The sequence below is a fragment of the Methylibium sp. genome (assembly GCF_965279545.1).
Taxonomy (GTDB): domain Bacteria; phylum Pseudomonadota; class Gammaproteobacteria; order Burkholderiales; family Burkholderiaceae_C; genus Methylibium.
In genome coordinates, this window is record NZ_OZ257250.1 from 2,116,004 (window position 1) to 2,142,502 (window position 26,499).

At 71.3% G+C, this 26,499-nt stretch carries 25 protein-coding genes; 10 read left to right on the forward strand and 15 right to left on the reverse strand.

The window, feature by feature from the left end; all coding sequences use genetic code 11:
• Positions 1 to 3: 3 nt before the first annotated feature.
• From ACQY9S_RS09830 to ACQY9S_RS09850, 5 genes are all read right to left on the reverse strand, one after another.
• Positions 4 to 216: a formate dehydrogenase gene (locus ACQY9S_RS09830; protein WP_428425279.1), complete on the reverse strand. Its 213-nt coding sequence runs from the start codon at positions 214 to 216 to the stop codon at positions 4 to 6.
• Positions 217 to 576: 360 nt separating this feature from the next.
• Positions 577 to 1,395 carry a phosphonate ABC transporter, permease protein PhnE gene (gene phnE / locus ACQY9S_RS09835; protein ID WP_428425281.1) on the reverse strand — a complete coding sequence of 273 codons (819 nt, stop codon included), beginning with the start codon at positions 1,393 to 1,395 and terminating at the stop codon, positions 577 to 579.
• The gene (locus ACQY9S_RS09840) at positions 1,392 to 2,243 is read right to left on the reverse strand and encodes a PhnE/PtxC family ABC transporter permease (RefSeq protein ID WP_428425283.1); all 852 of its coding nucleotides are present in this window, start codon (positions 2,241 to 2,243) and stop codon (positions 1,392 to 1,394) included. Before ACQY9S_RS09840 ends, phnE begins: the two co-directional genes overlap by 4 nt.
• A gap of 22 nt (positions 2,244 to 2,265) precedes the next feature.
• Positions 2,266 to 3,108, reverse strand: coding sequence for a phosphonate ABC transporter ATP-binding protein (locus tag ACQY9S_RS09845; protein WP_428425285.1), 843 nt, complete (start codon positions 3,106 to 3,108; stop codon positions 2,266 to 2,268).
• Positions 3,108 to 3,983, reverse strand: a complete 876-nt coding sequence (locus ACQY9S_RS09850) for a putative selenate ABC transporter substrate-binding protein (protein ID WP_428425287.1) — start codon at positions 3,981 to 3,983, stop codon at positions 3,108 to 3,110. Before ACQY9S_RS09850 ends, ACQY9S_RS09845 begins: the two co-directional genes overlap by 1 nt.
• 115 nt (positions 3,984 to 4,098) lie before the next feature.
• Between ACQY9S_RS09850 and ACQY9S_RS09855 the strand changes: the two genes are divergently transcribed.
• Both ACQY9S_RS09855 and ACQY9S_RS09860 read left to right on the forward strand, forming a co-directional pair.
• On the forward strand, positions 4,099 to 5,472 hold the full coding sequence (locus ACQY9S_RS09855; protein WP_428425289.1) for a sigma-54-dependent transcriptional regulator: 1,374 nt from the start codon (positions 4,099 to 4,101) through the stop codon (positions 5,470 to 5,472).
• A gap of 21 nt (positions 5,473 to 5,493) precedes the next feature.
• On the forward strand, positions 5,494 to 7,545 hold the full coding sequence (locus ACQY9S_RS09860; protein WP_428425291.1) for a sensor histidine kinase: 2,052 nt from the start codon (positions 5,494 to 5,496) through the stop codon (positions 7,543 to 7,545).
• A 4-nt stretch (positions 7,546 to 7,549) separates the two neighbouring features.
• Here ACQY9S_RS09860 and ACQY9S_RS09865 read toward each other — a convergent pair whose 3' ends face one another.
• From ACQY9S_RS09865 to ACQY9S_RS09890, 6 genes are all read right to left on the reverse strand, one after another.
• Positions 7,550 to 8,176: a TorD/DmsD family molecular chaperone gene (locus ACQY9S_RS09865; protein ID WP_428425293.1), complete on the reverse strand. Its 627-nt coding sequence runs from the start codon at positions 8,174 to 8,176 to the stop codon at positions 7,550 to 7,552.
• A gap of 29 nt (positions 8,177 to 8,205) precedes the next feature.
• On the reverse strand, positions 8,206 to 10,353 hold the full coding sequence (locus ACQY9S_RS09870; RefSeq protein WP_428425295.1) for a 4Fe-4S dicluster domain-containing protein: 2,148 nt from the start codon (positions 10,351 to 10,353) through the stop codon (positions 8,206 to 8,208).
• The gene (locus tag ACQY9S_RS09875; protein WP_428425297.1) at positions 10,268 to 10,966 is read right to left on the reverse strand and encodes a DUF3306 domain-containing protein; all 699 of its coding nucleotides are present in this window, start codon (positions 10,964 to 10,966) and stop codon (positions 10,268 to 10,270) included. Before ACQY9S_RS09875 ends, ACQY9S_RS09870 begins: the two co-directional genes overlap by 86 nt.
• Before the next feature lie 31 nt (positions 10,967 to 10,997).
• Positions 10,998 to 11,495: a DUF3305 domain-containing protein gene (locus tag ACQY9S_RS09880; protein WP_428425299.1), complete on the reverse strand. Its 498-nt coding sequence runs from the start codon at positions 11,493 to 11,495 to the stop codon at positions 10,998 to 11,000.
• Positions 11,496 to 11,507: 12 nt separating this feature from the next.
• A complete protein-coding gene (apbC, locus tag ACQY9S_RS09885; RefSeq protein WP_428425301.1) occupies positions 11,508 to 12,605 on the reverse strand; it encodes an iron-sulfur cluster carrier protein ApbC in 1,098 nt (365 codons plus the stop codon).
• 73 nt (positions 12,606 to 12,678) lie between these two features.
• A complete protein-coding gene (locus ACQY9S_RS09890; protein WP_428425303.1) occupies positions 12,679 to 14,469 on the reverse strand; it encodes a PAS domain-containing sensor histidine kinase in 1,791 nt (596 codons plus the stop codon).
• 194 nt (positions 14,470 to 14,663) lie between these two features.
• Here ACQY9S_RS09890 and metG point away from each other — a divergent pair, with 194 nt between their 5' ends.
• Both metG and ACQY9S_RS09900 read left to right on the forward strand, forming a co-directional pair.
• Entirely contained in the window at positions 14,664 to 16,751 is a 2,088-nt protein-coding gene (metG, locus tag ACQY9S_RS09895; RefSeq protein WP_428425305.1) for a methionine--tRNA ligase, read from the forward strand.
• 18 nt (positions 16,752 to 16,769) lie between these two features.
• Positions 16,770 to 17,774: a Kdo hydroxylase family protein gene (locus ACQY9S_RS09900; RefSeq protein WP_428425307.1), complete on the forward strand. Its 1,005-nt coding sequence runs from the start codon at positions 16,770 to 16,772 to the stop codon at positions 17,772 to 17,774.
• Between the two features lie 186 nt (positions 17,775 to 17,960).
• On the opposite strand, the gene ACQY9S_RS09905 is transcribed toward ACQY9S_RS09900, so the two are convergent.
• Positions 17,961 to 19,478 (reverse strand): CHAD domain-containing protein, encoded by a 1,518-nt coding sequence (locus ACQY9S_RS09905; RefSeq protein WP_428425309.1) that lies wholly within the window; start codon positions 19,476 to 19,478, stop codon positions 17,961 to 17,963.
• Positions 19,479 to 19,584: 106 nt separating this feature from the next.
• Here ACQY9S_RS09905 and ACQY9S_RS09910 point away from each other — a divergent pair, with 106 nt between their 5' ends.
• From ACQY9S_RS09910 to panC, 4 genes are all read left to right on the forward strand, one after another.
• Entirely contained in the window at positions 19,585 to 19,785 is a 201-nt protein-coding gene (locus ACQY9S_RS09910; RefSeq protein ID WP_428425311.1) for a DUF3460 family protein, read from the forward strand.
• A gap of 22 nt (positions 19,786 to 19,807) precedes the next feature.
• Positions 19,808 to 20,644, forward strand: a complete 837-nt coding sequence (locus ACQY9S_RS09915) for a segregation and condensation protein A (protein ID WP_428425313.1) — start codon at positions 19,808 to 19,810, stop codon at positions 20,642 to 20,644.
• A gap of 67 nt (positions 20,645 to 20,711) precedes the next feature.
• On the forward strand, positions 20,712 to 21,551 hold the full coding sequence (panB, locus tag ACQY9S_RS09920) for a 3-methyl-2-oxobutanoate hydroxymethyltransferase (protein ID WP_428425315.1): 840 nt from the start codon (positions 20,712 to 20,714) through the stop codon (positions 21,549 to 21,551).
• A 6-nt stretch (positions 21,552 to 21,557) separates the two neighbouring features.
• Positions 21,558 to 22,415: a pantoate--beta-alanine ligase gene (gene panC / locus ACQY9S_RS09925; protein WP_428425317.1), complete on the forward strand. Its 858-nt coding sequence runs from the start codon at positions 21,558 to 21,560 to the stop codon at positions 22,413 to 22,415.
• A 15-nt stretch (positions 22,416 to 22,430) separates the two neighbouring features.
• On the opposite strand, the gene ACQY9S_RS09930 is transcribed toward panC, so the two are convergent.
• From ACQY9S_RS09930 to ACQY9S_RS09940, 3 genes are all read right to left on the reverse strand, one after another.
• A complete protein-coding gene (locus ACQY9S_RS09930) occupies positions 22,431 to 22,643 on the reverse strand; it encodes a hypothetical protein (protein WP_428425319.1) in 213 nt (70 codons plus the stop codon).
• Between the two features lie 125 nt (positions 22,644 to 22,768).
• Positions 22,769 to 24,580, reverse strand: coding sequence for a glutathione-regulated potassium-efflux system protein KefC (kefC, locus tag ACQY9S_RS09935; protein WP_428425321.1), 1,812 nt, complete (start codon positions 24,578 to 24,580; stop codon positions 22,769 to 22,771).
• Entirely contained in the window at positions 24,577 to 25,230 is a 654-nt protein-coding gene (locus ACQY9S_RS09940; RefSeq protein WP_428425323.1) for an NAD(P)H-dependent oxidoreductase, read from the reverse strand. The genes kefC and ACQY9S_RS09940 overlap by 4 nt, the downstream gene beginning before the upstream one ends.
• Before the next feature lie 132 nt (positions 25,231 to 25,362).
• Here ACQY9S_RS09940 and ACQY9S_RS09945 point away from each other — a divergent pair, with 132 nt between their 5' ends.
• Together ACQY9S_RS09945 and ACQY9S_RS09950 are read left to right on the forward strand one after the other, a co-directional pair.
• Positions 25,363 to 25,983 (forward strand): AAA family ATPase, encoded by a 621-nt coding sequence (locus tag ACQY9S_RS09945; RefSeq protein ID WP_428425324.1) that lies wholly within the window; start codon positions 25,363 to 25,365, stop codon positions 25,981 to 25,983.
• Between the two features lie 4 nt (positions 25,984 to 25,987).
• A complete protein-coding gene (locus ACQY9S_RS09950; protein ID WP_428425326.1) occupies positions 25,988 to 26,440 on the forward strand; it encodes a MaoC family dehydratase in 453 nt (150 codons plus the stop codon).
• Positions 26,441 to 26,499: the final 59 nt, after the last annotated feature.

Genomic DNA, 26,499 nt, shown 5'->3' on the forward strand with positions numbered 1-26,499 from the left:
CGCTCAGACTTTGGTGGTTTGGTAGTAGCGCTGCACATGCGCCGTGAGCCGATAGCCGCCCGACTTGTCGGGTTCGGGCTTGACGCCCGCTGCGGCTGCCGCCGGCTCGGTTTCGCGCGCGACCGGCAACACGGCCGCTGCGGCGGCCAGCGCTCCCAACGTGCCGGCGCCGGCGAAGACGCGCCGGCGCGAGAGCTTGGATTTCGGATCGTTCATGGCTGACTCCTGGGTCGCAGCACCCGGTGGGGCGCACCTGCCTTGGCATCGAGCTGATCGCCAACCTCGGCAGATCCGTTCTTATGTTAGCCCTGGGTCTTGCACACTGCGCGGGACAACGCGGCGCAGAACCCGGCCGTCGCCGCCGCCTCGGTAGGCTTTCAGCGCAGCATCGCGGCGTGCGCGCCAGCCTGTCGCCGCCCCACGCCCGGCATCGACAGATTGACCGCCTGCCGCGCGACAGACTGTCGCTCGCCGCGGCGCGTCGGCATGAGGGAAAGTCCCAGGGCTTCGCGCGGGCCATGTCGCCGCCCCGCCACGCGCGGCCCCGCGGTGGGCGCGATGCAAGAGGCTTGCGCGTCAGCGGTTGAGCACCCGCCGCACCAGGCAGGACAGTGCATCGACCAGCGCCACCAGCGCGATCATCGCGATCAGCACCGTACAGCTCTCGCGCATGTGGAACAGCCCGAGGTGGTAGTACAGCATCTGCCCCAGGCCGCCGGCGCCGACCACGCCCAGCACCGCCGCCGCGCGGATGTTGTTCTCCCAGCGGTAGAGCGAATACGACAGCAGCTGCGGCCCGATCTGCGGCAGCGTCGCGTACAGGAAGACGCGCAGCCGGTCGGCGCCACGCAGCCGCAATGCGAAGGCCGGCTCGGGAGCGGCGTTCTCGATGCTCTCGGCGAACAGCCGCCCCAGCACGCCGGTGGTATGCAGCGCCAGTGCCAGCGTGCCCGGAAACGGGCCCAGGCCGGCGGCGATCAGCAGCAGCGAGGCCCACACCAGTTCCGGCACCGCGCGCAGTGCATTGAGCACGCTGCGCATGAGCCCCCGCAGCACTTGCGTGCCCGCTGCGCCGTGCGCGCTGGCCGGCAGCGCCAGCACCAGGCCGAACACCACCGCCAGCGCGGTACCGACCAGGCTCATCGCCAGCGTCTCCAGCGTCGCGCCCAGCGTCTTGCGCACGAAGGCGGCCGAGCCCTGCGGCGGGAAGAAGCTGGCGGCGAAGCCCGCCATCCGATTCAACGCGTCGAGCGACAGGAAATCGGCCCAGCGCAGGTCGAGCGAGGCGAAGCTCGCGATCACCAGCGCCAGCACGCCGAGCGCGATGAACCCGCCCTTGCGGCGCGGCGGCGGTGCGGCCGGCAGCGGGCGGGTGGGCGGTGCCACGCGACTCATGGCGACTCCATCGCGCGCCGCAGCGCGGCGCTGACGCGGTCCGACAGCGCGACCAGCGCGACGAACACCAGCAGGATGCTGCTCACCTCGGCGCCGACGAACATCTTGGTCGCGTTGTCGAGTTCCTGGCCCAGCCCGCCGGCGCCGACGAAACCCAGCACCACCGACGAGCGGATCGCGCACTCCCAGCGGTAGACGGTGTAGCTCACCAGCTCCGGGCCGCACTGCGGCAGCGTACCGAACAGCAGCGCCTGCAGCCGCCCGCTGCCGTTGCGCAGCAGCGCCTGCGTGCTGCCCGGGTCGGCGCTCTCCAGGATCTCGGCGTAAACCTTGCCCAGCATGCCGCCATAGGCGATGCCGATCGCCAGCACGCCGGCGGTCGGCCCCAGTCCGACCACGCGCACGAACAGCAGCGCCCACACCAGCTCGGGCACCGAGCGCAGCACGATGGTGATCCAGCGCAGGCCTTGGCGCAGCAGCGTGGGCGCGGTGCCCATGCGCGAAGCCAGCGCGCTGACCGACAGCCGCGCGGTCGAGCCCAGCGCCAGCGGCACCGCGATGCACCACGCGATCGTGAGCCCGGCGGTCGCGATGGCCACGGTGCGCCAGGTCTCGCGCAGCAGCAGGCGCAGGAACTCGGCGTCCGCGCGCGGCGGCACGAACTGCACCAGGAAGCCGAGCGTCGAGCGCAGGCTGCGTTGGTCGAACACCGCCCAGGGCTTGAACTCGGTCAACACCAGCAGCGGCCAGCACAGCACCAGCCCGACCAGCAGCACGGCCCAGCGCTGCAGCAGCGCCGGGTCGCGCGCGGCGGGCGGCGGTTGCGACGGCAGGCTCAGGCTTCGCATTGCGCTAGGCGTCACGCCGGCCTCAGCGGCACATCGCCTGCGGCACGCCGGCCGTGGCAGGTGCCGCTTGCGATGCGGGCAACGGCGCGGCGGCGTCCGGCGAGTCGCTGCCGTACAGCTCGCGCACCTGCTCGTCGCTCAGGCCGCCGGCCGGCCCGTCGTACACCACGACGCCGTCGCGCAGCGCCACGATGCGCGGGAAGCGGCGCCGCGCCACCTCCACTTGGTGCAGCGAGCACACCAGCGTGCGCCCCGCCTCGCGCGCCGCGTCGATGAGCCGGGCGATCGCCAGCTCCGAGCGCACCGGGTCCAGCGCCGACAGCGGCTCGTCGACCAGCCACAGCGCGGCATCCGACACCAGCAGCCGCGCCAGGCCGACGCGCTGGCGCTCGCCGCCGGACAGCCGGTCCACCCGCTGCCACAGCGTGTGCTCGAGATCGAGCGCCGCCAGGGCCGCCTGGGCGAGCGGCGCTTCGCGCGGATGCCACAGCGTGCGCAGGCTGGCCCACAGCGACTGCACGGGCAGCCGCCCCGCCAGCACCGCAACGACCACGCGCTGACGCGGCGGCAGCGGCGGCACCTGCGGCGCCAGGCACAGCCGCGCGCGCAGGCGCTGCCGTTCGCCGGAAGAACTGCGCCATGGCGCCGCAGCGAACAGCGAGAACTCGCCCCGCAGCGGCGGCAGCGCGCAGGCCAGCACCTGCAGCAGCGTCGTCTTGCCGGAGCCGGAGGCGCCGATCACCGCCACCTGCTCACCGGGCGCCAGCTGCAGATCCACGCCACGCAGCACCACGGTGCTCGACTGCGGCGCCGCCGCGGCGTGCACGCCCCGCAGTTCGGCCAGCGGCGCGGCAAGCGCCTGCATCACTTCAGCAGCCCGGCGTTCTCGGCGGCGGCGCGGATGCCGTTGTAGTTCTCTGCCTTGGTGGGCACGAAGCGCGTGGCGCGTTGCAGGCCGAGGATCTCCTTGCCCTGCGGGGTGTTCGCATCCAGCGCCAGGAAGGCCTGCTGCAGCTTGTTGCGCAGCTCGGCCGGCATGTCCGCGTGCACGGTCCAGTTGTAGTCGTAGTAGCCGGGCGTGGTGTAGAACACCTTGACCTGGGTCGGGTCGACCTTCTTCTCGGCCACGAACTTCTCCCACACCGAGATGTTCAGCGCGCCAGCGTCGACCTTGCCGCTGGCGACGGCCGCGATCGTGGCGTCGTGCGCGCCGGAGAAACTGACTCGCTTGAGGTCGGTGTCCGGATCGATCTTCGCCGCCAGCAGGAAGCTGCGCGGCATCAGATGGCCCGAGGTGCTGGATTGCGAGCCGAAGCTCAGCGTCTTGCCCTTCAGGTCCTCGAGCCGGTGGATGCCGCTGCCGGCGTCGGTGATGAAGACCGAGTGGAACTTCTCGTCCTCCTCGCGCTGCACCAGCGGGACCATCTTGCCGCCCGAGCGCACGCTGGCCTGCACGAAGGTGAAGCCGCCGAACCAGGCCAGGTCGATCTTCTTGTTGACCAACGTCTCCACCGCGGCGGCGTAGTCGGTCACGGGCGTCCACTCGACCTTCATGCCCAGCTTGCTTTCCAGGTACTGGCCCAGCGGCGCGAACTTGCGCGCCAGCTCGGTCGGCGACTCGTCGGGGATGGCCGTCACGCGCAGCACCGACTGCGCCTGGACGGCCAGCGCCGCGAAGCCGAGGACCAGCAAGGACAGCCGGCGCGCCGCACGGCCGGCGTGGTGAAGGCGAAAACTCATGCTCGAAGCTCCAGTTTCAGGGGTGGAGATGAGAACACAATCCGGCCGTCGTCCGCCCACCCTCGCCGGCGGATATGCCACAGTAGCAGCCGACCCCAGTCTGCCGCCCCGCCCGATGCCCGCCAGCACCGCCCTGCCCCTGCCCGCCGCCGGACTCGATGCCTGGCCGCGCGCCTCGGTGCTGCTGGTCGACGACGAACAGGGCATGCGCAATTTCCTCGAGAAGACGCTGACGCCTCGCTGTGGCCATGTGCAGAGCGCCGCCAGCGCCGAAGAAGCCGACGCGCTGGTGCGCCGGCACCGCTTCGACCTGGTGATCCTCGACATCGCGCTGCCCGGCAAGAGCGGCCTCGCCTGGCTGCGCGAGCTGCGCGAGCAGGGCTACAGCGGCGAGGTGGTGCTGATCACAGCCTATGCCGACCTCGACACCGCGATCGAGGCGCTGCGCGTCGGCGCCTCCGACCTGATCCTCAAGCCGTTTCGCGTGACGCAGATCCTCAACGCGGTGAAGCACGGCCTGGACCGCACGCTGCTCAAGCGCGAGAACTGGGTGCTCAAGCACATGATCTCGCAGCGCGGCGAGGGCTTCGACGGCCTGGTCGGTGGTTCGCAGGCCATGCTCGACCTGCGCCGCGCGCTGCAGCGGGCGGCTCCGGTGGCCAGCACGGTGCTGCTGACGGGCGAGTCGGGCACCGGCAAGGAGCTGGCGGCGATCGCGCTGCACCGCCACAGCCCGCGGGCGGACGAGCCCTTCGTGCCGGTCAACTGCGCGAGCCTCGCACCCGAGCGCATCGAGAGCGAGCTGTTCGGCCACGCCCAGGGCGCCTTCACCGGCGCCACGCACAGCCGCGACGGCCTCTTCTACTACGCCCAGGGCGGCACGCTCTTCCTCGACGAGATCGCCGAGCTGCCGCTGACCCAGCAGGCCGCGCTGCTGCGGGTGCTGGAAGACCACCGCGTCCGGCCGGTGGGCAGCGAGCAGCAGATCCCGGTCGATGTGCGCATCGTCGCCGCGACCAACCGCCAGCTCGCCGACGAGGTGGCGGCCGGGCGCTTCCGCAAGGACCTGTACTACCGGCTGCAGGTGGTCGAGATCGGCCTGCCGCCGCTGCGCGGGCACAAGGACGACATCCCCGAGCTGGTGGCGCACTTCATGGCCACGCTCGCGCCCCATCTCGGCGTCGAGCCGATCGCCGTCAGCACCACCGAGATGGCCTACCTGCAGCAGTACGACTGGCCGGGCAACGTGCGCGAGCTGCGCAACCTGATCGAGCGCTCGATGATCCTCGGCGCGCTCAACGTCTCGGCGCTCTACCCCGGCGCCGCGGCGCCGCGCACCAGCGGGCCGACCGATCTGCACACGCTCGAGAAGCAGCACATCCTCGCGGTGCTGGAGTCGGTGCAGGGCGACAAGACGCGCGCGGCCGAGCTGTTGGGCATCTCGCGCCGCACGCTGGAGCGGCGCTGCGCGGAGTGGCTGGCCGTCTAGAACACCGCTGAGCGGCACCGCATGACGGGTCTTGCCTCGCGCTTCCAGCGCCTGCCGATCCGCAGCAAGCTGCTGGCCATGGTGCTGCTGCCGCTGGTGGTGGTGCTGCCGCTGCTGGGCCTGATCCTGCTCGCCTGGGGCAACATGACCCTGGATCGCCTGCTGATCACCAAGGTGCGCAGCGACCTCGCGGTGGCCCAGGGCTATTTCGAGCGCGTGCTCGGCGAGGTGGGCAGCGCCGCCGCCGCCGTGGCCGACTCGCATGCGCTGCATCAGGCGCTGGGCACCCAGGCAACAGCGACCGAGCCGGGCCAGTGGGTGGCGCTGCTGCAGGCCTTCAAGGCCCGCGAGAGCCTGGACTTCATCAACCTGCGCGCGCCCGACGGCACGCTGCTCGTCACCGACTTCGGCGCCGTCGCCGAGACCGACCGGCGCTCGCCGGCCTTCCGCTCGGCAACGCGGGACAGCGGCCGCCCGCGCGCGCGCATCGAGGTGCTGCAGCCCGACGAGCTGGCACTTCTCGCACCGGCGCTGCAGGACCGCGTCGTGGTGCCGCTGGTGGACACGCTCAATGCCGCACCCACCGAGCGCACCCGGGAGGACCGCGCCATGGTCGTGCTGGCCACCGCCCCGGTGCGCGACGAGCGCGGCACGCTGCTCGGCCACGTGCAGGCCGGCGTGCTGCTGAACCGCAACCTGCCCTTCATCGACCACGTCAACGAGATCGTCTACCCCGACGGCGCGCTGCCGTTCGGCAGCCAGGGCACCGCGACGCTCTTTCTCGACGACGTCCGCATCAGCACCAACGTGCGGCTGTTCGGCACCGACCCGGAGCACCGCGCCATCGGCACCCGCGTCTCTCGGGCGGTGCGGGACACGGTGCTCGGCGGCGGCCGGCCCTGGCTGGACCGCGCCTTCGTCGTCAACGACTGGTACGTGTCCGGCTACCAGCCGCTGGCCGACGGCACCGGGCGGCGCGTCGGCATGCTCTACGTGGGCTACCTGGAGCGGCCGTTCACCTGGCTCAAGTACGGCGTGCTGCTCAGCATCGGCGTGATCTTCTTCGCCGTGATGATCCTCGCCGCGGTGATATCGCTGCGCTGGGCGCGCAGCATCTTCAAGCCGCTGGAGCAGATGGCGCGCACGATGCAGCAGGTCGAGGCCGGCGTGCCCGATGCCCGGGTCGGCGCGGTGGGCAACACCGACGAGATCGGCCGGCTCGCCGCGCACCTGGACCACCTGCTCGACGCGATCGACGACAAGACGCGCACCCTGCAGCGCTGGGGCGACGAGCTCGACCGCAAGGTGATCGAGCGCACGCGCGACCTGGAGCAGGCGCAGGCGCAGCTGCTGCGCTCGGAGAAGCTCGCCACCGTCGGCCAGCTCACGGCCGGCATCGCTCACGAAGTGAACAACCCGATCGCGGTGATCCAGGGCAACCTCGACCTGCTGCGCGAGCTGCTCGGACCGCAGACCGCCGCCCAGGTCGACGCCGAGCTGCGGCTGGTGGACGAGCAGATCGAGCGCATGCGCCTGATCGTCACGCAACTGCTGCAGTTCGCCCGCCCGAGCGAATACGCCGGCTACGTGGACAGCGTGAACGTCTCGCGCGCGCTCGACGATTCTCTGCTGCTGGTGGGGCCGCAGCTCGCGCGCACCTGCATCACCGTGCAGCGCGACGACCGGGCGACGGTCAGCGCCGCCATCAACCGCCAGGAACTGCAGCAGGTGCTGCTGAACCTGCTGATCAACGCGCTGCATGCGATGCCCGACAGCGGCACGCTGACGCTGCGCACGGGCGACTGGCAGGGCGCGGACGGTCGCGTGCAAGGTGTTCAGATCGACGTGGTCGACACCGGCGCGGGCCTCGGACCCGAGATCGAGGCGCGCTTGTTCCAGCCCTTCGTGACGACCAAGACCGACGGCACCGGGCTGGGCCTGTGGATCAGCCGCAGCCTGATCGAGCGCTACGGCGGCGCGCTCATGGCACGCAACCGCGACGACGGCGTGACCGGCGCGGTGTTCAGCGTGCGGCTGTACAGCGAGCCACCGGAAGTGACGCGCACGGCCTGAGGCGCTATTCGATCAGGTCGAAGCCCTGCGTCTCGACGCCGATGAAGGCGCCCGTGAAGCCCGCCACGGCGCGGTAGAAATCGGCGCGCGGGTGCGCGTCGATCGCGGCGCACAGGCCCTCGATCCAGGTCTGCAGGTGGATGCGGAAGAAGCGCCGCTGCTGCTCGAGGTTGCAGATCTCCGGGTCGTCACCGGCGATCAGGAAACGCATCACCTCGCACAGGCTGGCGATGTGGTCCTCGGTTTCGCTGATGCCGTCGGCCCGCTCCAGTCCCAGTGCGCGCAGGTCCTCGCGCAGTTCGACCAGCGGCCGGTCGTTCAGCGCGCCGGCCAGGTGGAACGAGCCATACAGGAAGACCTCGGGCCGCCCGACGCCCTGGAACAGCGCGTCGTACTCGGCAGCCACCGCGTCCGGCGGCACGCGCCGCGCGGCGGCCACCAACTCGCCCCAGGCCGGCTCCAGCAGTCCCCCCGGCGTGGGCGCCTCGGTCGGGGCGACGCGCAGCTGCGCATGGAAATCGGCATCCGGCGCGGCCACGAACAGCTGCGCCAGCAGGCCGTAGATGTCGGCGCGCGCGAGCTCCTCGCGCTCGTCGGACGGGGTGGAGAACTGGATCGGTTGCGGCTTCATCGGGGAGCGTTCCTGTCGGGGCGCGCGGCTCAGAGGTCGGTGATCTTCACTTCGTTCGGATTGGTGTGCAGGTCGATCACCCGGCAATCGCCGCACATCTTCAGGCGCTCGAGCGCGGCGCCCTGGAACATCGAGTGCCCGGCCAGCTTGCCCAGCATGTTCTCGATCGCCCGCTGCGTGCCGAAGGGCTTGCCGCACTTCACACAGGCCCACGGCTGCATCTCGTGCAGCACGCGCGGCTGCTTGCGCGCCTTGCCGCCGTCGGCCAGCCACAGCCGCGGCGCGAGCGCCAGTGCGTCCTCCGGACAGGTGACGACGCACAGGCCGCACTGCACGCAATTCTTCTCGGTGAAGCGCAGCTGCGGGCGCTCGGGGTTGTCACCGAGGGCGCTTTCCGGGCAGGCACCGACACAGCTCAGGCACATCGTGCACTTGTCGGTGTCGATGTGCAGGCTGCCGAACGGCGACGCCGAGGGCAAGGCGATCGCTTCCGGCGGCGGTGGCGCTTGCGGTGCCTGCGCCAGCAGGTGGTCGACCGCCAGGTCGAGCGTGGCGCGCTTGTCGGCCTGCACCGCGAAGCCGGCGGGCTGCGCGACACCCTGTGCGGCTTCGGCCTGCAGCGCGGCATCGAGCACGGCCATGTCGCGCGCCTCGATCAGCCGCAGATGCCGGCCGCGGTAGCCGAGGCCGCCCAGGATCGCCTGGCCCACGTCCATCTGCGCGGCCACCGCGGCGCGGTAGTCGGGCGCCTCCTCGTCGGTCATCAGCACCCAGACCTGCGAGGCGCCGTGGGCGATGGCCGCGAGCCACAGGTCGAGCCCGACCGAAGCGGTGTGGAACAGGTCGACCGGGATCACGCGGGCCGGCACGCCCTGCAGTGCCTTGCCGGCGCGCGCCGCTCGCCCGAGCGCATCGATCAACCGGGCGCCGGCGCCCTGGCTGTGCAGCAGCAAGGCCGCATCAAGTCCACCGGCCTTGCGATAGCTGCCGATCAGCGTGCGCAGGCGTTTGCCCTGATGCGCCGGGGTGGGCGTGGCATAGGTTAGCGCACCGCTCGGGCACACCGTGCTGCAGGCGCCGCAGCCGACGCACAGGTTGGGGTTGACGGCGATGCCGCCCTTGTCGGGGCCGTCGTGGCTGCGCCGGCTCGTGATGGCCTGCGCGGAGCACACGTCGATGCAGGCGGTGCAGCCTTCTCGCTCGTTGCGGCTGTGGGCGCAGAGCTTGTGCCTGTACTGGAAGAACCTGGGTTTCTCGAACTCGCCGACGAGCTCGCGCAGCCGCAGCACCGCGGCGATCAGCTGCGTGTCGTCGGCCGCATGGAAGTAGCCCTGGGGCGGCTGGTGCAGGACGATCAGCGGCGGTGCACCCAGGTCGAGCACGAGGTCGAAGCGCTCGGTGGTCTCGATCGGAGCGCGGTTGAAGTCGATCGCGCCGGCCGCGTCGCAGGCCTTCACGCAGTCGCGGTGGGCGGTGCACTTGGCCAGGTCGACCTGGTAGCTGAAGTCGATCGCGGCCTCGGGGCAGGCGTCGATGCAGGCATTGCAGCGCGTGCACAGATCGAGGTCGATCGGATTCGTGGCCTCCCAGCTCGCCTCGAAGGCGCCCAGCCAGCCGCCGAGCCTCGTCATGCGGCCCGCGGCCACCGGGAACGTGCGCGCCTGTGGGAGGTTGGCGCCCGGTGCGGTGAGCAGCAGCGAGACGTCGAGCTTGTCGTGCAGCATCTGCGCAGCGCGCTGCGCCGCGTCGGCCGGCCCGACGATCAGGCAGCGGCCCGCCGAGCGGTAGGTGACGGTGCCCACCGGGTCGGGCTCGGGCAGTTGCGCAGCGGCCAGCAGCGCGGCGATCTTGGGTGTGATCGATGCGGGCCGGGCCCGGGCTTCCTTCGACCAGCCACCGGTCTCGCGGATGTTGACGAAGCGGATCGGCCGTTCCTGCACGCCGGGCGCGCCCTCGGTCTCGGCATTGAGGTCGAGGAACAGGCGCTGCTCCTGGGTGCAGGCCACCACCAGGTCCTCGCCCGATTTCGCCGCGCGCTGGAAGGCGCCGGCCTCGCGGCGGCACAGCAGCGTGTGGACGAGCTCGAGGCCGTCAGCGGCCGCCGGTCCCAGCGCGCGTTGCAGCGCCGGACCGTCGAGCGGCATCGTCTGGTTGCAGTTGCAGATCAGGGTCTTCATCGGGGGCGTGGGGCACGGCGGCGCCGGCTGGCGCGTCTGCGTCCTCGGCAGAGGGAAGGGAGGGATCGGTGTGCGCGGCAAGCGCCGCGTCGGCCGCGGGGGCGTCATGCGAGCCCTCGGCACCGGGTGCCGAGGCACCGACGGCGGCGTCGGCCGCCGCCTGCGCCTCGGCGGCCTCCTCGGCGTCGAACAGGCCCATGAACCTGGCCTGGTTCAGCTGGCGCAGCATGGCCATCGGGATCGGGTCGGGCCGGCTGTAGTCGTCGATGTAGGTGTCGAGCCCGTCCATCACGTTGTAGTGCGGATCGGTGAAGAGCTTCTTCACCGCCGCGCGCTTGACGTTCTCGTCGACACCGCGCGCGACGAAGCGCGACACCTCGTCGCCGGGCCGCAACGCCGCCACGTCGCCCAGCGTCGGCAAGACCTCGGCCGGTGCGGCCGAGGCCTCGGTCGAACCCTCGGGAGGCGGCACGGTCAGCGGCGCCGCGGCAGCGGCGGGCGCCCCGGTGACGGCAGCGGCAACGGCCGGCGCCGGCTGGTCCGGCGGCGGCCGGCCGCTCTTCACCGCGGCCTTGCGGCGCGACCAGCGCGACAGGAAGCCGTCGTCGCTCATGACCGCTTTCCGGCGCTGCAGCGCGAGGCGCTCACCGCTGCTCCGGCGGCAGGAAGGACGACGGGCGCTTGCGTCGCTTCGGCTCGGGCCGGTAGTGTTGGTCGTTCCATGCCTGCAACCAGGCCACGACATCGGGCGGCAGCGGCAGGTTGTCGACGCGCTCCTGCGCATCGAGCCAGCGGCCGGCTTCGTTGTAGGAGAGGCTGACGATCTCGGGCCAGGCCTGCGAGGCATCTTCGTCGCCGATGCGCCAGCTCACGAACCACGCCGGGGCGCCCGAGCTGAGGTTGAGGTAGTAACCCTCGCCCTCGTCGCGGAACAATTCCACGGTGAAACCCGGGTGCAGCCAGCGCGCGAACCGGCCGTCGTCGCGCAGCAGCCGCGGCGCCGTGCCGAAGGCGCCCTCGTCGGACAACACTTCGACGATGCGAAAGCGCCAGTCTTCCCAGCGGTTCGGGTGCGCTTCGCGCTCGATCACCACCGCCACGGTCACGGAGGGTCGCGCTGCCGGGCGATCGCTTCCGTCCATCCGTGCGCTGCCTCAGGTGGTCTTGGAGATGCTGATCGTCGGGAACTTGGCCGAGTAGTCCTTGGCTTTCTCGGCGATCTTGATCGCGATCTTGCGGGCCATGGTCTTGTAGATGGCGGCGATGTCGCCGTCGGGGTCGCTCACCACCGTCGGGCGGCCGGCATCGGCCTGCTCGCGGATCGACATGCTCAGCGGCAGCCCGCCGAGGTAGTCGACGCCGTACTCGGTGCTCATCTTCTGGCCGCCGTCGGCGCCAAAGATGTGCTCGGTGTGGCCGCAGTTCGAGCACACGTGCACCGCCATGTTCTCGACGATGCCGAGGATGGGCACGCCGACCTTCTCGAACATCTTCAGGCCCTTGCGGGCGTCGAGCAGCGCGATGTCCTGCGGCGTGGTGACGATCACCGCGCCGGTCAGCGGCACCTTCTGCGACAGCGTGAGCTGGATGTCGCCGGTGCCGGGCGGCATGTCGACGATCAGGTAGTCGAGCTCGCGCCAGTTGGTCTGGCGCAGCATCTGCTCGAGCGCCTGCGTGGCCATCGGGCCGCGCCAGATCATGGGGTTGCCGGCGTCGACCAGGAAGCCGATCGACATGACCTGCACGCCGTAGTTCTCCATCGGCTCCATGCTCTTGCCGTCGGCGCTCTCGGGGCGGCCTTCGATGCCCAGCATCATCGGCTGGCTGGGACCGTAGATATCGGCATCGAGCACGCCCACCGATGCGCCCTCGGCGGCCAGCGCCAGCGCCAGGTTCACGGCCGTGGTGCTCTTGCCCACCCCGCCCTTGCCCGAGGCCACCGCGACGATGTTCTTCACGCCGGGCAGCAACTGCACGCCGCGCTGCACCGCGTGCGACACGATCTTGATGCCGAGGTTGGCGCTGACGTTCTCGACGCCGGCCACGCCGCGCGCGGCGGCGATCAGCGCCTTGCGCAGCGTCGCGATCTGGCTCCTGGCCGGGTAGCCCAGTTCGACGTCGAAGGCGACGTCGCCGCCCTCCACGCGCAGGTTCTGCAGCTGCTTCGTCGACACGAAGTCGCGGCCGGTGTTGGGGTCGATCACGCGCTTGAGCGCGTCGAGCACGGCGCCGTCGTTCGGGGACTGGGACATGGAAACCTATGAAAGTCGATGCAAGATCACCGATGAGTCTAGCCGAGGGGCGCCTCGCGAGCGGGCCCGCCGCTCAGTGCCCCACCGGGCGCAAGGGCAGGGAAATCCAGAACACCGCGCCGGTGCCGGCGGGTGCGGCCACAAGGCCGACATGGCCGTCGAGCTGCACCATCTGCTCGCGGCAGATCGCCAGGGCCAGGCCGATGCCGGGACGGCCGTCGGCCGGCTCCGGCGGCGCGAACGGGTCGAAGGCCCGCGCCGCGAAACCCACCGGCAGGTCCGGCCCGCCATCGGCCAGCTCGACCCGCACCGTGTCGCCCTGCACCGAGGCGCTGACCCGCACCTCGCCGCCGGCCGGAGAGGCGTCGACGGTCAGCGCCAGCAGGCGCGACAGCAGGCGGCCGAGCTGCTGCGCATCGGCCTGCACCGGCAGCGCGGTGTCGGCCGGCTGTTGCAACAGCCGGACCTGCTGGCGGCGCGCCCGCGGCTGCGCCGCACGGATGGCGGCGCGCAGCTCCGAGCCCAGGTCGAGCGGCTCGACGCGCGCATGCCGCGGCCCGGCGCGCAGGCGCTCGAGTTCGACCAGGTCCTCCACCAGCGTCAGGGCCCGCTCGCTGTGGCCGTGGGCCACGGTGAGCTGCTGGCGCAGCGGCGCCTCCAGCGCGCCGGCCGGCACCGTGGGCAGCAGCGCCAGCGCGTCCCGCACATGGGCCAGCGGCAGGCGCAGCGCCTCGCCGAGCAGGGCCGCGAAGGCATGCGTCATCCGCGCGGCCCGCTCGGTCTCGCTGAGGTCGCGGCACAGGCAGATGCCGACGCGCTCGCCGTCGACGTGGGTCTGCACCAGCGCGATTTCCATCGGGACGTCGGCACCGTCGTGGCCCGCGCGCCGGCCCGCGACGGTGTCGCGCCGCACGGTCCAGGGCGACGGCGTCAGGCCGTCGAGTTCGGCTTCGGGCTGCGTCACCGGCCAGTCCAGGTCCTCGGCCAGCGACGGGATCAGCAGCGAGATCGGCTGCCCGCCGATGCCCTGGCGCGAGCGGCCGAACATCACCTCGCCGGCCGGATTGATCCATTGCACCCGGCCGGTCTCGTCGTAGGCGATCGCCGCCTCGGCGATGTGTTCGAGCACCATGCGCAGGCGGCGTTGCGCGTCGAGCATGCGTTCCTGCGCGTGGTCCCGGTCGTTCGCCTCACGCTGCATCCGGCGGCCCGCGGCGGCCAGCTGGGCGGCGAAGCCGCGCACCGCGAACAGCGCCACCACGCCGAGCAGCGCCGCGATCACGGCGACCAGCGCGATCAGCTTGTCGGTCGCCTCCTTCGCGGCCTGCAGCCGCGCCGAGCGCTCGGCCTGCAGGCCGGTCTCGGTGCGCAGCAGGCCGGCGAGCTCGGCGCCGATGCGGGTGCGCGTCGGCGCCACGACCCGGAACAGCGACTGCACATAGGCCGCCCCGAGGCGCTGCCCCGCGGCGCAGGCCTGCTCCAGCGGCAGCGTGTAGAGCTGCTGCCATTCGAGCAGGGCCGTCGTGAGCGCCGCCACGCGGCCCAGCTGTGAAGCGTTGTCGGCCACCAGCCGGCGCAGCGTCGCCAGCGGCTCGCTCCAGCGGGCGCCGACCGGGCGCGCCTCGGGCGCGGACGCCATCGGCGCCCCGACGGCCACGCACAGCGTCAGCTCGGTGTGCGGCGCCGCCAGCCGGTCGAGCTCGGCCAGCGTGGTGATCACTTGTTCGCTGCGCAGCCGCAGCTCCTGGGCCTGCAGCAGCTCGGCATAGTCACGCCAGCCGAGGAACAGCAGGCCGACCAGCACCGCCAGCAGCGTGCAGAACGCCAGCGGCAGGCGCCAGGCCACGTACAGGCCGCGCGGCATTCAGGCGCCCCCCGCGGGCCGCCGCGACGGCGCGGCAGAGGTCGTGCGATGAAGAGGCGCAGGCAAGGTCATGAAGGCAGGGCAGACGGTTCGACAGGCCGGCACGGGCCGGGCAAGGGGCGGATTATCGGAGGCCAGACCTACAATCTTTTTCTTCGGCCATTGTCCCTGCCGGCTGCCCGCAGCCCGTCCCCATGCCCCGCCAGCTGTTCGTCACCACCGCCCTGCCCTATGCCAACGGGCATTTCCACATCGGCCACATCATGGAGTACATCCAGGCCGACATCTGGGTGCGTTTCCAGCGCATGCAGGGCCACCAGGTGCACTTCGTCGGGGCCGACGACGCACACGGCGCGCCGATCATGATCGCCGCCGAGAAGGCCGGCAAGACGCCGCAGGCCTTCGTCGCCGACATCGCGGCGGGCCGCAAGCCCTACCTGGATGGCTTCCACATCGCCTTCGACAACTGGCACTCGACCGACGGCCCCGAGAACCACGCCCTGGCGCAGGACACCTACCGTGCGCTGCGCAGGAACGGGCTGATCTTCACGCGCGAGATCGAGCAGTTCTTCGACCCGGTGAAGGCGATGTTCCTGCCCGACCGCTACATCAAGGGCGAGTGCCCGAAGTGCGGCGCCAAGGACCAGTACGGCGACTCCTGCGAGGTCTGCGGCGCGGTCTACGCGCCCACCGAGCTCAAGCACCCGTACTCCACGCTGACCGGCGCGACGCCGGTGATGAAGACCAGCGAGCACCACTTCTTCCAGCTCAGCTCGCCGCGCTGCATCGACTTCCTGAAGGACTGGACCACCGGCACGGCGGCCGACGGCGCGTCGCGGCTGCAGCCCGAGGTGCTGAACAAGATCAAGGAGTGGTTCACGACCGACGAGCAGGGCCACGGCGGCCTGGCCGACTGGGACATCTCGCGCGACGCGCCCTACTTCGGCATCGAGATCCCCGACGCGCCGGGCAAGTACTTCTACGTGTGGTTGGACGCGCCGATCGGCTACCTGGCCTCGCTGAAGAACTACTTCGACCGCCTCGGCAAGGACTTCGACGCCTTCCTGGCCGACCCGAAGACCGAGCAGGTGCACTTCATCGGCAAGGACATCACCTATTTCCACACGCTGTTCTGGCCGGCGATGCTGCACTTCAGCGGCCGCAAGACGCCGGACCACATCTTCGTGCACGGCTTCATCACCGTCAGCGGCGAGAAGATGAGCAAGAGCCGCGGCACCGGCATCTCGCCGCTGCGCTACCTCGAGATCGGCATGAACGCCGAATGGCTGCGGTACTACATCGCGGCCAAGCTGAACGGCAAGGTCGAGGACCTCGACTTCAACCCGGACGACTTCGTGGCGCGGGTGAACAGCGATCTGGTAGGGAAGTACATCAACATCGCGAGCCGCGCGGCAGGCTTCATCGCCAAGCGCTTCGACGGCTGCCTCACGGCCGAACTCGAGGCCGATGGCCACGCACTGCTCGTCGGTCTGCAGTCCACACGCGAGGAGATCGCGCGACTGTACGAGGAGCGCGAGTTTGCGAAGGCGCTGCGCGAGACGATGGCACTGGCCGACCGGGTCAACGAGTATGTCGACGCCAACAAGCCCTGGGAACTGGCCAAGCAGGCCGGGCAGGATGCGCGCCTGCAGCAGGTGTGCAGCACCTGCATCGAGGCCTTCCGACTGCTGAGTGTCTACCTGAAGCCGGTGCTTCCTGCGCTCGCCGCACGGGTCGAGTCCTTCCTGAAGATCGATGCGCTGACGTTTGCCGACGCAGGGCGCCTGCTCGGCGCCCACCGCATCGGGGCCTACAACCACCTGATGCAGCGCGTCGACCCGAAGCAACTGGACGCCCTGTTCGAGCCACCGGCCGAGCCCTCTGCCGTGCCCGGAGAGGACGGCAATGGCAGCGCACTGCCGGGCGGCGAGGCCCTGGCACCGACGATCACGATCGACGACTTCACGAAGATCGATCTGCGCCTCGCGAAGATCGTCGATGCGTCGCGGGTCGAAGGCAGCAGCAAGCTGCTGCGCCTGACGCTCGATGTCGGCGAGGGCCGCACGCGCAACGTCTTCAGCGGCATCCAGTCGGCCTTCGCGCCCGAGCAGCTGATCGGCAGGTTCACCGTGATGGTCGCGAACCTCGCGCCGCGCAAGATGAAGTTCGGCCTCAGCGAGGGCATGGTGCTGGCGGCCTCGCACGCCGACGAGAAGACCCACCCCGGGCTCTACCTGCTCGAACCCACGCCGGGCGCGCTGCCCGGCCTGCGGATTCGCTGACCCCTCGGGGCGCCGGCGATGACCCTCCTGCAGCGCCTGCGTACCCGACTCGCGCGCTGGCTGCTGCTGCCGGCGGTCAGCTTGCTGGCGTCCGCCGACGGCTGGGGGGAAGACGAGTCACGCCGCCGCCGCCCTGCCGGGCAGCCCCTGGCGGCCGTCACGCCGGTCCGCGAATTCCCCGACCCGCGCTTCGCAGACGGGCCGACCTCGGCCGTCGAGGCGGTCCTCGAGGACGGCGACGTGCTGAGCTTCCCGGCCATGCCCTTCGCCCTGGCGGGCGGCGAAGAGCGCTTTCTCGACGAGCGCTGGACCGACGGCAAGGCCAAGAACGTTTCGCTGCGCTGGCCGGCCGGCGAGCTGCGCGGCGCCGCCGGCGCCGCCGCGGACCTGGCCGCGCTCCAGGCAATGATCGGGCGCTACGCCGAAATGAGCGAGGCGCTGGCGCTGCGGCTGTTCCCGCACTACCGCGGCCACCTGAGGCGCGGCAACACCTCGCTGCGCCCGGCCGAGATCGCCGGCCGGCGCACGAGCTGGCGCAAGGACGACACCCGCCTGCACGTCGACGCCTTCCCGTCGAACCCGATGCAGGGCACGCGCCTGCTGCGCGTGTTCTGCAACATCAACGCGCAGGGCCAACCGCGCCGCTGGCGCGTCGGCGAGCCCTTCGAGGCGCACGCGCGACGCTACCTGCCCGACCTCACGCGCCCACTGCCCGGCGTGGCCCGGCTGATGGAGATGATCGGCATCACCAAACGGCGCCGCTCCGAGTACGACCATGTGATGCTGCAGTTGCACGACCGCGCCAAGTCCGACGCCGAGTTCCAGCGCGCCAGCCCGCAGGCGCGGGCCGACTTCGCGCCCGGCACGACCTGGGTGGTGTTCAGCGACCAGGTGCCGCACGCCGCGATGTCCGGCCAGCACATGCTGGAGCAGACCTTCTATCTCGAGGTCGAGCACTTGCTGCAGCCGCAGACCTCGCCCCTGCGAACCCTCGAGCGCCTGGCCGGGCGGTCTTTGCTCTGAACCTCCCGGCGGCACCGCGGCGAAACGCCCCGACTGGGTTTCGAGCCTCGAACTGGCGCGCTTTCGGCCGCGCCCGCTCGACGCGCTGAAAGACCAGGACCACGGCCGCTTCGACACCGACACCGGTGCGGGTGCGTGCGGGCGATATCGGTTCCGCCGACGTTCGCCCAGGCTGAACGCCGCCCCTCACACCGCCCAGAACGGCCTGGCCTTGCGCAGCCGCTTCAGCTCGGTGCTGCAGGCCGACAGCGCGGCGGCGCGCCGCGCCACCAGCCAGCCCACCGCGAACCACGCGCGCGGCTCCTGCGCGGCGAGCGGCCGGTAGGTCGCGAGGGCCGTGCACACGTCGTTGAACTCGCCCAGGCGCTCCTGCGCCTCGCGCAGGTCGGCGAGGTAGCGCTCGACCTTGCGGCGCGCAAACAGCCCCGCGCTGAATTCGACCGCATAGCGCAGGCGCTTCAGGCGCTTGCGCAGCCGGTGACGCGCCTCGTCGCTCAGGCGGTCGAAGCGCCCGGCATCGTGCAGCACCTGGTCGTGCCAGGCCTGAAGGCGTTGCGCGGCGAGCGACGGCAGCGCCACCGCCGCCCCCGCCACCTGGCCGTCAGCCAAGGCCGTCAGCTCGGCCAGCACGTCGAGAAAGACCGCGCCCCGGCGCGAGCGATCGGCATCGGTCCAGCGCGATGCGTCGGCCGCGGCGGGCAGCGACAGCGCCGGCTCGCCGATCGCGGCCAGCGCCGCGTCCACCTCGCGCTGCAGCCCGCCACGCAGCACGTCGAGGTCGCGCGTGCGGCCCAGCTCGCGGAACAGCGCCGCCGCCGCGTCGCTCCATGCGGGCAGCGGCACACCGGGCCAGCCCTCGAAGAAACGCTGCGCCGAGCGCAGGCGCCGCAGCGCCACGCGCAGCTGGTGCAGCGGCTCGGGCGCCGCGCTGCCGCCGGCAACCTCGCTCCAGTTGGGCAGCGCCTGGGCCAGCACGCTGCGCAGCACGCCGGCCCAGGCTTCAGCGGCGCTCGCATCCTCGCTCAGGCGCAAGGGCGCGGCCTTGACCGCCGGCACGGCCTCACCCGGCGCCAGGCCGCGCGCCAGGCGATCGCCCCGTTCCGCCTTGGTGCGCGTGTCCAGCCACAGGCCGTGCCGGGCAGCGAAGCGGCGTGCCACGTCGATGACGGCCTGCGGTGAGCCGCACAGCAGTTCGACCTCGAGTTCGCACACCGGCCAGCGGCGCTCCGCGCCATCGGGCCCGCGGGCCGTGATCTCGCCGCGATCGAGCGCCAGTTCGACCGTGCCGCGGCGGCTGCGCAGCGGCCGGTGGCAGCGCCGGATGTCGGTGCGGTACTGCGCCACGAGCTCGGGAGGCGGCTCGCCCTCGCGCGCCGCCAGCGCGGCGATCAAGGCCTCGTGAGGCGGCGTGCCGGCGTGGCGCGTCGGGTCGGCCACCGGCTGCAGCCCGGAGGCCACGACGAGCGGCACGTTGTGTTCGCCACGCGCCATGCCGTGGGCCGGCCCGGCCTTCAGGGTCTGCACCCAGCGGCGGCCTTCCTTGCGCAGGCGCAGTGCGACGCCGGCCGCCGCCAGGCGGTGGTCCGGCGTGTCGAAATAGATCGCCTGCAAGCGGGTGCGCGCCGCGCCCGGCGCGGCCACGGCCTGCTCGACGGCAGCCAGCGCGGTGCCTGGAACCTGCAGCTTGAGTTCGATCTCGGTCATCGTGAGAATATGGCACGCCCATGTGACAGTGACGGCGGCATGACACCCTGACCCGGAGCGCTGCGGCCACCCCGGTAAAATGGCGGCTGGACTCTGAAGCCTCGCCATGCCGCTGTTCTGGAAACCCTACCGCTCCGACGTGACCGACTTCATCGCCACGCTGAAGCAGCGCGACCCGCAACTCGAAGAAAAACAGCGCCGGGGCCGCGCCCTGCTGTGGGACCGCCCTCAGGACCGCCAGGCCGCGGCCGAAACGCGCGATGCGTGCGTGCCGCAGCAGCCCTACGTCTACCAGACCAAGGTCTGAGCGCCAACAGACCCCGACTCGCGTGATCAGCGACGACGCCGTGGTCGCCGACGCAGCGGCCCTGCCCGAGGTGGTGGACCAGATCGCACTGGCCCGCCTGTACGGCGAGCCGCTGTTCTCGCTGCCGACCGACCTCTACATCCCGCCCGACGCGCTGGAGGTCTTCCTCGAGACCTTCGAGGGACCGCTGGACCTGCTGCTCTACCTGATCCGCAAGCAGAACTTCAACATCCTCGACATCCCGATGGCGGACGTGACGCGGCAGTACCTCGCCTACGTCGACCAGATCCGCAACCACAACCTCGAGCTGGCCGCCGAGTACCTGCTGATGGCGGCGATGCTGATCGAAATCAAGTCGCGCATGCTGCTGCCGCCCAAGCGCAGCGAGGAAGGCAAGGAAGCCGAAGACCCGCGTGCCGCGCTCGTGCGCCGGCTGCTCGAGTACGAGCAGATCAAGGCCGCCGCCGCCCGGCTCGACCGCCTGCCGCAACTGGGCCGCGACTTCCTGCGCGCCCAGGTGCACATCGAGCAGTCGCTGACGACGCGCTTTCCCGACGTGGCCGTCGACGAGCTGCGCGAAGCCTGGCTCGACATCCTCAAGCGTGCCAAGCTGGTGCAGCACCACCGGATCACGCGCGCGGAGCTCTCGGTGCGCGAGCACATGAGCATCGTGCTCAAGCGGCTGCAGGGCCGGCGCTTCGTCGAGTTCGAAGACCTGTTCGATCCGGCGCAGGGCCAGCCCGTGATCGTGGTCACCTTCATTGCGATGCTCGAGCTCGCACGCGAGCACCTGATCGAGCTGACGCAGGCCGCGGCCTTCGCGCCGCTGTACGTGCGGCTGGCCTACCAGCCGTCCTGAATTCCCTGGGCGGTGCTGCCGGCGGCATGCTGGCAGAATCCGCCGCCCCAGCGTCGAAAGACAGCCCATGAGCAGCCACTCCTCGCCCGCCGACACCCCGAGTGCCCGCAAGCCCGTCACGCTGCACACGCTGCGCGAGATGCACGCCCGCGGCGAGAAGATCGCGATGCTGACCGCCTACGACGCCAGCTTCGCCGCGCTGGTCGACGCCGCCGGGGTCGACTGCATCCTGGTCGGCGATTCGCTGGGCATGGTGCTCAAGGGGCAGTCGAGCACGCTGTCGGTCACGATGGAGCAGATCGGCTACCACACGCGCAGCACCTCGCGCGGCACCAGGGCCGCCTTCCTGATCGCCGACATGCCCTTCGGCAGTTACCAGGAGAACCCGGTGCAGGCGCTGCGCAACGCCGGCACGCTGATGGCGGCCGGCGCACAGATGGTCAAGATCGAAGGCGGCGGCTGGACGCCCGAGACCGTCCACTTCCTGGTCGAGCGCGGCGTGCCGGTGTGCGCCCACCTAGGCCTCACGCCGCAAAGCGTGCACGCGCTCGGCGGCTACCGCATCCAGGGCAAGGATCCGGCCGGCGCCGAGACACTGCGGCGCCATGCCAAGGCGCTGGCCGACGCCGGCGCGGCGATGATGGTGCTGGAATTGATGCCGGCCGCCGTCGCCAAGCAGGTGCAGGCCGACAACCCGGGGCTGATGACCATCGGCATCGGTGCCGGCGCCGGCACCGCCGGCCAGGTGCTGGTGCTGCACGACATGCTGGGCGTGACGCGCGGCAAGCTGCCGCGCTTCGTGCGCAACTTCATGGACGGCGCCACGTCGATCGAGGACGCGGTGCACCGCTACGTGGCCGCGGTCAAGGATGGCAGCTTCCCCGACGAAGCTCTACACGCTTACTGAAGCAGCATGCGCGTCGTCCACACCATCGCCGACCTGCGCCACGCCCTGGCGGGCGCCAAGACCCCTGCGCTGGTGCCCACGATGGGCAGCCTGCACGACGGCCACCTGGCGCTCGTGAAGCTCGCGCGCGAGCACGGCGGCCCGGTGGTCGCCAGCATCTTCGTCAACCGGCTGCAGTTCGCGCCGCACGAGGACTTCGATCGCTATCCGCGCCATCTGGAAAGCGACTGCGAGCTGCTCAAGAGCGTGGGCTGCAACCTGGTGTTCGCGCCGGCCGAGCAGGAGCTCTATCCGCAGCCGCAGACCTACAAGCTGCAGCCGCCCGGCGAACTCGCCGACGTGCTGGAGGGCGCATTCCGGCCGGGCTTCTTCACCGGCGTGTGCACGGTGGTGATGAAGCTCTTCCAGTGCGTGCAGCCGAGCGTGGCGGTGTTCGGCAAGAAGGACTACCAGCAGCTGATGCTGCTGCGCGGCATGGCGCAGCAGTTCGCGCTGCCGGTCGAGATCGTGGCCGGCGAGACAGCGCGCGCCGACGACGGCCTGGCGCTCAGCTCGCGCAACGCCTACCTCAGCGAGACCGAGCGCGCCGAGGCGCCGCAGCTGGCGGCCACGCTGCACGCCGTGCAGGCGGCGGTGCTGGCCGCCGCGAAAACCGGCGCGACCCTCGACGTCGCCGCGCTCGAGGCGCAGGCGATGGCGACGCTGCGATCGCGCGGCTGGACGCCGGACTACGTGGCGCTGCGCCGTCGCAGCGACCTGCAGGCGCCCGCCGCCGCCGGACCCGATGGCGCCGCCGAGCCGCTGGTGGTGCTGGCCGCCGCGCGGCTGGGCAAGACGCGGCTGATCGACAACCTCGAGATCTGAGCGGCGCGTGGGCCGTCAGCCTTCGAGCCAGATGGCGCCCGCCGCCACGTAGCGCTGGAAGTCGGCGATCGGCATCGTGGCCGCGCCATGCGTGTCCTCGTCGGTCCAGCTCAGCAGGGCGTCCATCCGGGTGGTCTCGACCTCGACGGGGCCGGGGCGGATGACGATCATCGGACCGTCACCCTCGCGGTACTCGACCTTGCCGAGGATCTGTGCAGCTTGGGCCATGGCGTGCTTTCGAGGCGGTGTGACCCCATCGTCGCCGAGCGGCGGGCGCCTCGATAGAAGAAAGCCGCGCGCCGCGCCGTAGCCGATCTCCTACATCGCGGCGCGGCCGGGCCGGCAGCGGTGATTCATTCCCCCCAGCCCTCCCGCCGCCGCGCCTCGCGGTTCGCGCGGTCCTGCGCGAACAGCTCTTCGAGCTGCTGGCGGCCGGCCTGCGCCATCGAGACGAGCTTCGCCTGGTCCTTGCGGTGCGGCCAGGTCTTCTCGAGCTGGTCGATGTTGTGGCGCCGGAAACGCATCGCCAGCGTGCGGGCGCGGTGCGGCTCCCAGCCCAGCAACTCGAGCACGCTGCGCGCGCTCATCAGCGACGAGTCCAGGATCTCGCGCTCCACATGCTCGACGCCACGGTCGCGCAGTGCGTAGTAGTGCTGCACGTTGCGCGCCCGCGCTACGACCTGCAGGTTCGGGAAATGCTCTTTCGCCAGGTCGGCCACCTTCACACTCTGCTCCACGTCGTCGATCGCGATCACCAGCACCCGGGCCGTCGCGGCCCCGGCGGTGCGCAGCAGGTCGAGCCGGGTCGCGTCGCCGTAGTACACGGTGAAGCCGAAGCGGCGCAGCACCTCGATCTGCTCGGCATCGTGCTCCAGCACCGTGGCCTTCAAGCCGTTCGCATACAGCAGGCGCGCGACGATCTGGCCGTAGCGGCCGAAGCCGGCAATGATGATGGGCGCGTCCTGCGGCTCGCTCAGCTCGGCCATCTCCGGCCGGGCGCGGCTCGCGTAGCGCGGCAACACCCAGCGGTCGAAGCCGGCCAACAGCAGCGGCGTGACCAGCATCGACAGCGCCACCGCGCCGATCAGCACCGAAGCCACCTCGCCGCTGAACACCCGGGCCGTCGCCGCGGCCTGGAAGACCACGAAGGCGAACTCGCCGCCCTGGGCCAGCAGCAGCGTGAACACCGGCCGCTCCTGCCAGGGCACGCCCATCGCCCGCGCCAGGCCCCACAGCACCAGCGCCTTGATGGCCAGGAAGCCGGCCAGCAGGCCGAGCACGATGCCGGGGTGCGCCAGCAGCGCGTCGAAGTCGACCGACATGCCGACCGCGATGAAGAACAGGCCGAGCAGCAGGCCCTTGAAGGGCTCGACATCGGTCTCGAGCTCGCGCTTGTATTCGCTCTCGGCCAGCAGCACGCCACCGAGGAAGGCGCCCAGCGCCATCGACAGGCCGGCCCCCTGCATCAGCGCCGCGAGGCCGACCACCAGGCCCAGCGACGCCGCGGTGAAGATCTCCGGCGTGTTGCTGCGCGCGATCCAGCGGAACAGCGGGCGCAGCAGCAGGCGCCCGCCGAGCACGATGGCGACGACGACGCCGAGCGCGCGGGCCGCCTCCCACCAGGCGGCGCCCTCGCTGGACTCCGCGACGCCCAGCAGCGGGATCAACGCGAGGATCGGGATGGCGGCAACGTCCTGGAACAGCAGCATCGAAAAACCGGCCTGGCCCGAGCTGGTGGGCATCAGGTTGCGCTCGCCCATCACCTGCAGCGCGATCGCCGTCGAGCTCAGCGCCAGGCCCAGCGCGGCCACCAGGGCCAGCTTCCAGGGGGCACCGAGCGCCCAGCCGGCGAGGAACAGCACGGCGGCACAGCCCAGGACCTGCGCCGCCCCCCAGCCGAAGATCGGCCGGCGCAGCGCCCACAGGCGCTTGGGCTCCAGTTCGAGCCCCACCAGGAAGAGCATCAGCACCACGCCGAACTCGGCGAAATGCAGGATGGTCTCGGGGTCGTTGACCAGCCCGAGGCCGAAGGGCCCGATCACCAGCCCTGCCGCGAGGTAGCCGATGATCGCGCCGAGGCCGAGCGCCTTCGACAGCGGCACCGCGATCACCGCCGCGCCCAGGAACACGAGGCTGCCGGTCAGCCAGGGGGTCACGGCACTCATGACAGCCCCTCGGCCGCAGCCGCAGCCGCCTGCGGCCGGTCGCCTTGCGGCATCTCGCAGGTCGGGCAGTCCTCCAGGTCGGCCAGTTCCGGCCAGTCCGGATAGCTCGCGAGACGCTCCCGGTAGGCCACCTCGTGCGCGGCGAACTGCGCGCCGGTCACGCCGTGGGCGCCGTGCAGCACCAGCGGCGGCAGGAAGCGCAGGCCGCACAGGGCCGCGGTCTGCTCGTAGGGCGGCAGGAAGGCGTCGAAGAAATAGCGGTTGTAGCCGTCGGGCCGGTAGGCCGATTCGGCGCCGCCGGTCGATGCGACCAGCCACACGTCCTTGCCGCGCAGCGCCGTGCCGCCGTCGCCATAGGCCCAGCCCAACGCCAGCACCTCGTCGAGCCACAGCTTCATCAGCGGCGGCGCCGCGTACCAGTGGATCGGGTGCTGCCAGACGATCAGGTCGGCGCGCGCTGCGCTGGCCTGTTCGGCCGCCACGTCGATCACGTAGTCGGGGTAGAGCGCGTAGAGGTCGCGCACCTCGAGCGTGTTGCCGCGCGCCGAGGGCGGCGGCGTGGCCAGTTCGCGGGCGGCCACGAGCAGGCCACGGTTCACGCGGGAAAGCCGGAGGTCGGGGTGAGCGGCAAGCACCAGCACATGGGCCATGGCAGGTCGGCATTCCGTGGTTCGGCAGCGCAGGCTGCGGGCAGAGCGATCGGGTCGGCGGCACGACCTGCCGCTAACATACGCCGCGCATTCTCCCAGCGACCCGAGTTCCTTACTGACCAGGAGCGAGCGATGCCCGTGATCGTGGTGGCCAATCCCAAGGGCGGCGTGGGCAAGTCCACGCTGTCGACCAATCTTGCCGGCTATCTGGCCCGGCAAGGGCACGCGGTGATGCTCGGCGACGCCGATCGCCAGCAATCGGCTCGCACCTGGCTCGGGCTGCGGCCGGCCGGCCTGCCGGCCATTGCCGGCTGGGAGCTCCAGCCCGACCACCTGGTCCGCCCGCCCAAAGGCACCAGCCATGTCGTGCTGGACACGCCGGCCGGGCTGCACGGCAAGAAGCTCGACGAGGTGATGAAGATCGCCGACCGCGTGCTGGTGCCGCTGCAGCCGAGCATCTTCGACATCTATGCGACGCGCGAGTTCATCACGCAGCTGCAGGCCCGGCGCAAGAGCGACAAGGTCGACATCGCCGTGATCGGCAACCGCGTGCGCGACGGCAGCATCTCGGCCGGGCAGCTCGACAGCTTCCTCGCTACGCTGGGCGTGCCGCTGCTCGGCCACCTGCGCGACACGCAGAACTACATCCACCTCGCGGCCCGCGGGCTGACCTTGTGGGACGTGGCGCCGAGCCGTGTCGAGAAGGATCTCGAGCAGTGGACGCCGATCACGCGCTGGGCCGATGGCCGCTGAGCGCATGCGAAGCTTCGAACACCTTGCCGATCTGCCGGCCCTCATCGGCGAGCCGCTCGGCGACAGCGACTGGCTCACGATCGACCAGGCCCGCATCGACCACTTCGCCGACGCCACCGGCGATCGGCAGTGGATCCACACCGACCCGCAGCGCGCCGCGCAGGGGCCGTTCGGGGCGACCATCGCGCACGGTTTCCTGACGCTGAGCCTGCTGCCGGTGTTCTTCGAGAGCGCCTACCGCATTGCCGACGTGCGCATGAGCGTCAACTACGGCGTCAACCGCGTGCGCTTCACCGCACCGGTGCCGGTGGACAGCCGCCTGCGGGCACGCTTCACGCTGCGCACCTGGGAGGCTGTCGATGGCGGCGCGCAGCTCGGCATCGAGGCCCTGATCGAGCGCGACGGCAGCGCCAAGCCGGTCTGCGTCGCCGAGTCGCTGATCCGCTGCTATACCTGATGCCGCGCGCCGCCGCAGGGCGGCGCGCGGCGACTCGCCTCACCCAAAAGAGGGCCTGG

Excerpts from the sequence above, each read along its gene's own strand:
- ACQY9S_RS09830 (WP_428425279.1), bottom strand. The coding sequence starts at position 216 with ATGAACGATCCGAAATCCAAGCTCTCGCGCCGGCGCGTCTTCGCCGGC.
- phnE (WP_428425281.1), bottom strand. The coding sequence starts at position 1,395 with ATGAGTCGCGTGGCACCGCCCACCCGCCCGCTGCCGGCCGCACCGCCG.
- ACQY9S_RS09840 (WP_428425283.1), bottom strand. The coding sequence starts at position 2,243 with ATGCGAAGCCTGAGCCTGCCGTCGCAACCGCCGCCCGCCGCGCGCGAC.
- ACQY9S_RS09845 (WP_428425285.1), bottom strand. The coding sequence starts at position 3,108 with ATGCAGGCGCTTGCCGCGCCGCTGGCCGAACTGCGGGGCGTGCACGCC.
- ACQY9S_RS09850 (WP_428425287.1), bottom strand. The coding sequence starts at position 3,983 with ATGAGTTTTCGCCTTCACCACGCCGGCCGTGCGGCGCGCCGGCTGTCC.
- ACQY9S_RS09855 (WP_428425289.1), top strand. The coding sequence starts at position 4,099 with ATGCCCGCCAGCACCGCCCTGCCCCTGCCCGCCGCCGGACTCGATGCC.
- ACQY9S_RS09860 (WP_428425291.1), top strand. The coding sequence starts at position 5,494 with ATGACGGGTCTTGCCTCGCGCTTCCAGCGCCTGCCGATCCGCAGCAAG.
- ACQY9S_RS09865 (WP_428425293.1), bottom strand. The coding sequence starts at position 8,176 with ATGAAGCCGCAACCGATCCAGTTCTCCACCCCGTCCGACGAGCGCGAG.
- ACQY9S_RS09870 (WP_428425295.1), bottom strand. The coding sequence starts at position 10,353 with ATGAAGACCCTGATCTGCAACTGCAACCAGACGATGCCGCTCGACGGT.
- ACQY9S_RS09875 (WP_428425297.1), bottom strand. The coding sequence starts at position 10,966 with ATGAGCGACGACGGCTTCCTGTCGCGCTGGTCGCGCCGCAAGGCCGCG.
- ACQY9S_RS09880 (WP_428425299.1), bottom strand. The coding sequence starts at position 11,495 with ATGGACGGAAGCGATCGCCCGGCAGCGCGACCCTCCGTGACCGTGGCG.
- apbC (WP_428425301.1), bottom strand. The coding sequence starts at position 12,605 with ATGTCCCAGTCCCCGAACGACGGCGCCGTGCTCGACGCGCTCAAGCGC.
- ACQY9S_RS09890 (WP_428425303.1), bottom strand. The coding sequence starts at position 14,469 with ATGCCGCGCGGCCTGTACGTGGCCTGGCGCCTGCCGCTGGCGTTCTGC.
- metG (WP_428425305.1), top strand. The coding sequence starts at position 14,664 with ATGCCCCGCCAGCTGTTCGTCACCACCGCCCTGCCCTATGCCAACGGG.
- ACQY9S_RS09900 (WP_428425307.1), top strand. The coding sequence starts at position 16,770 with ATGACCCTCCTGCAGCGCCTGCGTACCCGACTCGCGCGCTGGCTGCTG.
- ACQY9S_RS09905 (WP_428425309.1), bottom strand. The coding sequence starts at position 19,478 with ATGACCGAGATCGAACTCAAGCTGCAGGTTCCAGGCACCGCGCTGGCT.
- ACQY9S_RS09910 (WP_428425311.1), top strand. The coding sequence starts at position 19,585 with ATGCCGCTGTTCTGGAAACCCTACCGCTCCGACGTGACCGACTTCATC.
- panB (WP_428425315.1), top strand. The coding sequence starts at position 20,712 with ATGAGCAGCCACTCCTCGCCCGCCGACACCCCGAGTGCCCGCAAGCCC.
- panC (WP_428425317.1), top strand. The coding sequence starts at position 21,558 with ATGCGCGTCGTCCACACCATCGCCGACCTGCGCCACGCCCTGGCGGGC.
- ACQY9S_RS09930 (WP_428425319.1), bottom strand. The coding sequence starts at position 22,643 with ATGGCCCAAGCTGCACAGATCCTCGGCAAGGTCGAGTACCGCGAGGGT.
- kefC (WP_428425321.1), bottom strand. The coding sequence starts at position 24,580 with ATGAGTGCCGTGACCCCCTGGCTGACCGGCAGCCTCGTGTTCCTGGGC.
- ACQY9S_RS09940 (WP_428425323.1), bottom strand. The coding sequence starts at position 25,230 with ATGGCCCATGTGCTGGTGCTTGCCGCTCACCCCGACCTCCGGCTTTCC.
- ACQY9S_RS09945 (WP_428425324.1), top strand. The coding sequence starts at position 25,363 with ATGCCCGTGATCGTGGTGGCCAATCCCAAGGGCGGCGTGGGCAAGTCC.
- ACQY9S_RS09950 (WP_428425326.1), top strand. The coding sequence starts at position 25,988 with ATGCGAAGCTTCGAACACCTTGCCGATCTGCCGGCCCTCATCGGCGAG.